Source organism: Veillonella magna DSM 19857 (assembly GCF_000428745.1).
Taxonomy (GTDB): domain Bacteria; phylum Bacillota; class Negativicutes; order Veillonellales; family Veillonellaceae; genus Veillonella_A; species Veillonella_A magna.
This window is the reverse complement of record NZ_AUAN01000026.1, coordinates 1-7,323: the sequence shown is the minus strand read 5'-3', so window position 1 is coordinate 7,323 and position 7,323 is coordinate 1. Positions and strand designations below refer to the sequence as shown.

6 protein-coding genes are annotated in these 7,323 nt (G+C 42.8%); all 6 read right to left on the bottom strand.

Annotation, left to right across the window (positions count from 1 at the left end):
• Positions 1-126: 126 nt before the first annotated feature.
• Positions 127-810: a hydrolase gene (locus G344_RS0106800; protein WP_028255542.1), complete on the bottom strand. Its 684-nt coding sequence runs from the start codon at positions 808-810 to the stop codon at positions 127-129.
• 294 nt (positions 811-1,104) lie between these two features.
• On the bottom strand, positions 1,105-1,413 hold the full coding sequence (locus tag G344_RS10915) for a hypothetical protein (RefSeq protein WP_156886166.1): 309 nt from the start codon (positions 1,411-1,413) through the stop codon (positions 1,105-1,107).
• 92 nt (positions 1,414-1,505) lie between these two features.
• Complete coding sequence (locus G344_RS0106790; protein WP_051245840.1) at positions 1,506-1,808, bottom strand: GNAT family N-acetyltransferase; 303 nt, start codon at positions 1,806-1,808, stop codon at positions 1,506-1,508.
• A gap of 135 nt (positions 1,809-1,943) precedes the next feature.
• Positions 1,944-2,156 (bottom strand): (4Fe-4S)-binding protein, encoded by a 213-nt coding sequence (locus tag G344_RS0106785; protein ID WP_028255540.1) that lies wholly within the window; start codon positions 2,154-2,156, stop codon positions 1,944-1,946.
• A 139-nt stretch (positions 2,157-2,295) separates the two neighbouring features.
• On the bottom strand, positions 2,296-4,527 hold the full coding sequence (locus tag G344_RS0106780; protein WP_028255539.1) for an autotransporter outer membrane beta-barrel domain-containing protein: 2,232 nt from the start codon (positions 4,525-4,527) through the stop codon (positions 2,296-2,298).
• Positions 4,528-4,911: 384 nt separating this feature from the next.
• A partial coding sequence (locus G344_RS0106775) for a YadA-like family protein (RefSeq protein WP_028255538.1) occupies positions 4,912-7,323 on the bottom strand: 2,412 nt, incomplete at its 5' end.

Genomic DNA, 7,323 nt, shown 5'->3' with positions numbered 1-7,323 from the left:
AAATTTCAGGCTTATTTGTGTGTATCTGTCTCTCAAACGTCGGGTCTTACAAATAGCAATCCTGCGATTGATACACCATTTCTTTATTCTAATTTCAATGAGTATGTACAGTGTGTAAGATGTTACTTAGTCGTCACGTTCTGCATCGGAAATTTCACCGTTGGTGATAACTTCTTTTGCTTTTTCATAACTTTCTAACAACAAGCCGTAGTTCACGAAAATACGCGTCCATAGTTTTGCCCATTTGTCAGCATCATCGCGATGCCAGGTATGTTGTAATTCCGCTAATACAGCACCCGTATCAATCGGTACGGCACCGGCCTGAACCATGCGTGCCAAACTGATTTCTTCCGCCATTTTGGAATATGTGCCCGATGCATCAGGTACTACAAATACGCGATAACCATCTTGAATCGCCGCAATAGCCGGGAATGCCAAGCATACACTGGTTACGGTTCCTGCAATAATTAATGTTTTGCGACCCGTTTTCTTTACTTCTTCCACAAAGGGCTTGCAATCCCACGAATTAATTTCACCGCGGCGAGCCACATATACAGCGTGAGGAGCTGCTTCGTGGATTTCCGGAATCAACGGACCGTTAGGTCCCTGCGGTACAGACGCCGTTGTAATAACAGGCATCCCTACTAAAGTTGCCGCTTCTGCCAACGCAATCGCATGATCCCGAACACGCTTAAACGGCAAGTCATGAATACACTGGAAAAGCCCACTCTGATGATCAATCAGTAATAGCACAGCATCATTTACATCGATTACCGGCGCTTTACCTTCAAAATTTTTATACAATTCCATTAGTATACTCCTTTATCTATACGTCAGTAATGCACATCCTATACGATTGTGTAAGAGAGGCCTCCTCTTGGTTTCATTATATTTGATACACTAACAAATAACTATGTTACTTCTGTTAGACATCTTGATAATTATTATTAAAAATAAAAATACGACTGCCCCTTCACTTCCTATATAAAAAGACCAATTGTGATAGTTACCTCTTTCCTTTACCTTAAAAATAAAAATACGACTATAGGTTGAGCAATGTCATTCGTAAGACCTGACTTGCGATACCTATAGTCGTATTTTTATTTATTCAATCTCCATGCGCTTATCCGGTATAAGCCAAACAACGGCCATAACCGCATACAACACATTCGCCACCCACGGCCACATAAAGGCAATCACTGCTGCCACAGTATATGTCACTACTGACAGCTTTCCTTTATAATCACGGCCTATTAACTGTTTGACCTGTGAATGCTCACCTTCTGCAGCAACGATAACCGACTGCAGTATATAATAACCAAGCGCACAGCCTAACAAAACCACACCGTACAAAACGGTAGGCGCTACCGCGCCGGCATTGGCACCAATCCAGGCTGTCGAAACAGGAATCAACGACAACGCAAATAAAAGAAATAAATCGACCCGTTGTCATAACCTACTCCTTCTTCTCGTATATATTGGCCGTGTCCCACTCACGCCTACGCTTATCCTTGTTTGGCAATAATCTCTGCCACTTCTTCCGGATGCTTTTCAAAATATCCCTTAGCAAACGGACATAGCGGCATAATCTTTGTCCCCGTTTCCTTAGCCCAAGCAATGGCTGCTTGCACCATCTGTTTGCCAACCCCCATGCCGCCGTAAGACGGATCTGTTTCCGTATGATCGATAATAATTAGCGAATCATTCACACGGCTATACGTCATTTCACCGGCGAACTCCTTGCCGTCTGCCAATGCTACAAAGGCACCGCGCTTTTCCTTATCCACCTGCTTTACGGTAATTTCCATGTTTCTCTCCTTCTCGTATCTACGCTATATTACTGCGAACCCTTCACAACTATACACATCCATGATCATACCATGTCATCATTATATGCAATCCATTGTATGTACGCATGTAGCCACTCACCCGGTAGAAATATGTTATGCATTTGTTTCCAAGCGATACGTCAATGCCCCCGACGGACACGCATCGATTTGCTTTTTCAATTCTTCCGTTGTGGCATTTTCAATGGTTATCCACGGACGCGCCTTCGGATTATATACCTTAGGCAACATCTTAACGCACACCCCGGCATGCACACATTTCGACGAATCCCACACAATAGTAATTTCGCCGTTACTGTATTCTTTCACTGAAAGGACCTCCTTTCACCACCTTTACGGCCAATACCGCTATCACGAAAGTGATAGTAATTATACTTTTCATGATATATCTTTGTTTTATTATAAAAGATACCCATAGCAAATACAACTTTACAAAAATAAAAAACTGTTAGAATACCCAACCAAAATTAGCATGTGCCGTTATACCTCGTTCGCGACCAAACCATCCGGTGACTCCGATTTGCTGATAGGTACTGCGCGCTTTTCCCACATTATGTGACCACCCTAGTTCAATTAAACCGCTGGTTCCTTTCAGCCGCGGTGAAGGCGTGGATGCTCCATCATAATAAGCAATTGCTTCTCCGTCAAATTCGTGTTCCACACCCAATCCGGCATACACGGCATGATGATTTGAAAAGTCTTTCGTATAGCGTGTACCTACGCGCAATCGATGACTGTCCACCGCATCAAAATCATAGGTTTCACCGGTGCTTAGGCGCACTGTATCACCGCCGGTATGACTATAAAAATATGTGCCGTACGTATCCAGCGTCGTCGTATCTGACAATGGTTTAACATAGCCTACTCCGGCATGAGACGTAACATAGGTAGCGTCCGAATCAAAGGAGACGGCCTGCGGTCCGCCCACAGTAAATACGCCACGATAATCACCACTGATTCGACCTACGCGTAAAGCGCCTTCATAATAAGCACCTGTATTAGTATCGTAACGGACTAACATACCGCCGCCGAAATTGTGAATATCCCCATCACCGCGTACACCACTGTCGACTAGGCTACTATATTTTCCTACGCCATATTCCATAAAGGGAGCGAATGTTACCGTGCCATTTGCTTTTTCACGCTGCATACCAAAACCGATTTGTGTAGTAGAACCATAGGTTTTAATATGGGATCCCGTCTCATATTTTAAAGCAAACAGAGTAGAGTTAAAGAACGGAGAATCATTGCCATTATTTTTAGCAATTACCGCTTTTACACTGGATGCCATGGTTTCAGCTACCGAATCGGCTCCTTTATTTGTAAAGGACGCCATAGCTACTGCCGTCTCTACCAGAGATTTTGTCTGCTCCATTAGCGGATCCCCGTGATGGAAGACGGAATCCGTATTGTTCGACGGTGTATCCGGCTTCGTCGTTTCTCCGGAGTTTGTTGTCGGCTCGTTTGTATCCGTTGTCGGTTTGTCCGGCTTTGCCGTTTCATCCGGCTTCGTTGCCGGCTCGTTTGTATCCGTTGCCGGTTTGTCTGGCTTTGTCGTTTCATCCGGTTTCGTTGCCGGTTCAGTTGTATCCGTTGCCGGTGTGCCGTTTATATACAGTACGATGTCGTTATCTTCCGTCTGCATCTTCAAAGACGTGACACGAGATACCCCTTGCGTTACTGTTAATTGATTACGCGTCGTTGCATCCTTCATAATAAGCTCGCCTTGCTTCTTATCTAGTAAAACTATCTTTGTCGGTCCCGTTACATTCGTATCCCCGGCTACGTGCGCAACGATTTTACTCCCCGTTAAATCAGTAACCTCATTCTTCGTCAACGTTAACATCGCTTTGTCTTCCAATTGCTTTGGCAGATTAAAATTAATATTTTCAAAATTATAAATATTACCTGCAACTACTCCAAATGTATTGATATTAAGCGTATTTCCCTTTTTTACCTGATTAAAGGATACATTTTCTAAGGGATGCTCAAATGCATCATAATTATTCTGTATATAATCCTGTACTCTTCCACCAGCGATTCCTCTATAGACCGTAATCGGGGCATTAATGGTTACTGTATTACTGGTAGCTTCGACCTCTGATAAATCTACACCTAAATTTTTCCAAAAAAATATCTGTCCTGCGATGATTCCATGTATATCGCCAGAAGAATTAATAACTATTTCATTATTATTAGCTTGTCGTCCACTTTTTCCGCCAATGATCTCTGACGTCCCCTGATAATCTTTCTCTAAAATTACGCGATTATTATTAGCATGATTAACCCCTTCACCACCTGTAATCTCTGAAAGTATTTTACCCGAAATTACCTCTACCACATTATTATTAGCATCATTTTGCCAAGAACTCCCTCCCGTTAAGGAGCGGAAGTCATTTTTCTTTTCCTCACTATACGGATTATTATAGGTGACTAAATTATTATTTGCATCCCCTTCTACCGCATTATTTTGTGCGCCCCAAATACCATACCCTTGTCCGCCTATAACAAGAAGCCTATTATCCGAGCTCTTATCTCCTCTTACTAAATTTAAATCACTTTCCTCTCCAGTTATTATTTTTGTATAATTTTCGCTACTATCTACTGCCCCTGCTGCATTCCACACTACACCCAGGCTTAATGCCAGCATAATCCGAGTCGCTATTTTCTTGTGTATCATGATATATTTTCCTCCTAAACCCACACGATTCACTCATTTTACCTTCATGATACAATAAAATCTACCCCTTGTATATTTACAATAGCTCATAGTCTTTATATAAAGGACTGTATATAACATATAGATATACCTTCTATATCTATTTTTCAAAATTTCTTTTTCTGATGACCTCTGACGAGCCTTCAGGGTCTACCCCACTTAATAACACCTGGCACGCCTTCAAACTTTCATGCTATGTCAAATATGAATCAAGATATAAAAAAGGACTACCCACAATCAACGCGTTCACACAGTGAACTGCGAAGATAGGCGTAGTCCTTTTTTGTATTTTATATAGTATATGTTACATCATCCACTACAAAGAAAATACACTCACGTAATTTTTTATTTTGTTAACAAACGCTTTAATTCTTCGATTTGTTTCTGAAGTTCATTGATCTGTGCCGTTGAAGATGCACGGAGTGCAGCCATTTCAGCTTTCGAGGTAGCCACTTCTTGTTCCAAGGTAGCGATGTGTTCTTTTACCACCACGTCCGGTGTATATTCAATGGTGGTGCGACGATGTTCATCATCCTTGTCGTGAGAGGAACCGAATTTAATCGTCACGCCTGCATTCCATATCATGGAGCTGCCCGATGTGTACGCACCGCCGATGTTTGCCATCAAGCTGTCGTTAAAGAAATGCGCCAATCCCAATGCTACGGCATGTTCTCCTTTATAACCGCCTACACCGGCCATAATCTGCGTCTTTTCATCCGGATCATACTGAAGCGGTTTCAATGCGGCCAACGCTGCATTCATCGCATCGCCCTGACGGGATTCCTTGCGCACATCATTGATAGCATGACGAATCCCATCCATCGATTGCTGCTGTGCCTGTGCCAATTCATTAATGCTCTGCGTATTGGCGGTGATATTATCTTTGTTGACCTCGATAGCTCCCGCATTTTTGGCAATGTTTTCTTTATTTTCTTCAATTTCTGCCGTATGCGTTTCCACCGTTTTTTCTACGGATGTAATACGCGTTTCATTATTTTTAATCTCCGTCGTATTATTCATTACCCGCGTATCCAAATTAGTTACACTTTGTTGAACATTAGTAATCAACGACGTATTGTTCAATACTTGGTCTTTAATCTCCGTCAAGTTCTGCGACTGTGCCTGTTGCGATGCGTTAATAGAAGCAATAGCCGTATCGGTTTTCGTTTTATAAGCGTTAAGGTCATTCTGTACGCCACTGATTTTTCCATCCATAGTAGTTAACTTGCTATCGATGGATTTCTGTTGTTCTTTTAAATCGCTAATAGCATCCGTATTCTGCTGGATTTTTCCATTTTGTACCGCATAATTTGTTTCTACCTGACCAAGGCGTTTCTCTTGATCATTCAACCGTTCATCTTGCTGATTCATACGTTCATCTTGATTGTTCAGCCGTGTATCAATACTATCAATTCGACTAGTATTCGCATCAATTCGACTAGTATTGGCATCAATGAGTTTGCTATTCGCATCAATCAACTTACCTTGATTATCTACGTCCTTTTGCAAATTGGCAATATTCGTTGTATTCGTAGTAATATTACCGGCATTCGTTTCAATATTCTCAGCATTGACTTCAGTCTTGCCGATAGCATAATACAACTGGCTACCGTTGATAGCATCGGTACTGGTTTCCGAAATACGACCGGCCGCTACATTGGTTACCGTACGGTAAATCGGCTTATCCATCATTACCTTACCCTTAAATGGATACGTATATCCGTTAAGCGTGCCATTCTCATCAGCGTTGCCGGTATAACCGGCTATGCCTTTACCACCTACACTGACCGTACCGTATGCTTCGGACCCGGCAAATTCTAATTTCTTTCCCGTTATACTATCAACATACTCCGCTGCTTTGCCGGCTTCTATTGTATAGGATGCCGTAGATTCTGCTTTATCCGTAATAGACCCGGACCCTAATGCTACGGAATTATCATGATCGGCACGAGCATAGGAACCAACAGCTACTGAATGTTTGCCCATAGTCGTAGCCGAATTACCAAAGGCGGAAGAGTCTTTGCCATACGCATAGCTGCGGATACCATAGGCTGATGTGTAATTTCCGAGAGCATACGCTGCATTACCGATAACGGTCGAATGACTGCCTTCCGTTATAGCATAACCACCGATGGCAATGGAACCGATGACGCCAGGTTCCGTATATTCCGGATTGTTCTTACCGGCGTTAGGTACAAACTCGCCATCCTTTAATTTACTTTTAGCCGTTATAGCATTTTCACCAATAGCAATATTGCGATAGCCCAATGCTTTCGCCCCATTACCTACGGCCACAGCACCACTGCGTGCTCCGCCACGATTGCCGTTCGGATCGGATGTACTATAAAGCGGCTTTCCATCATCACCGATTGCATACCAAATCGGGTCATCATATCCTTCGTTGGATAACCCCGCTACGGAATTGTTACCGATGGAAATGGCATTAACTTGCTGGGCAATCGCACTATTACCAATAGCAACTGCTTCTGCGGACTGTGCCTTTGCATCATGTCCAATAGCAACCGACTGATTATTACCTGTCTGACTACCCCAGCCCATGGAGATAGAAAACATTCCGCCTGCATTAGAATTATTTCCCACCGCTAATGCATATGACCCACTTGCATTAGATCCAGTACCAACGGCTTGCGAAGCGGAACCGGTTCCATTACCTTTTTGTACTGCATTTTCAGCTGTCTTCTTTACTTCATTGAGCTGTTTCATATTGACCGCATCATTATCAACTTGGCCATCAGC

What these genes read in the sequence shown, in the direction of transcription:
- G344_RS0106800 (WP_028255542.1), bottom strand. Translation starts at nt 810, where the DNA reads ATGGAATTGTATAAAAATTTTGAAGGTAAAGCGCCGGTAATCGATGTA.
- G344_RS0106780 (WP_028255539.1), bottom strand. Translation starts at nt 4,527, where the DNA reads ATGATACACAAGAAAATAGCGACTCGGATTATGCTGGCATTAAGCCTG.
- G344_RS0106790 (WP_051245840.1), bottom strand. Translation starts at nt 1,808, where the DNA reads ATGGAAATTACCGTAAAGCAGGTGGATAAGGAAAAGCGCGGTGCCTTT.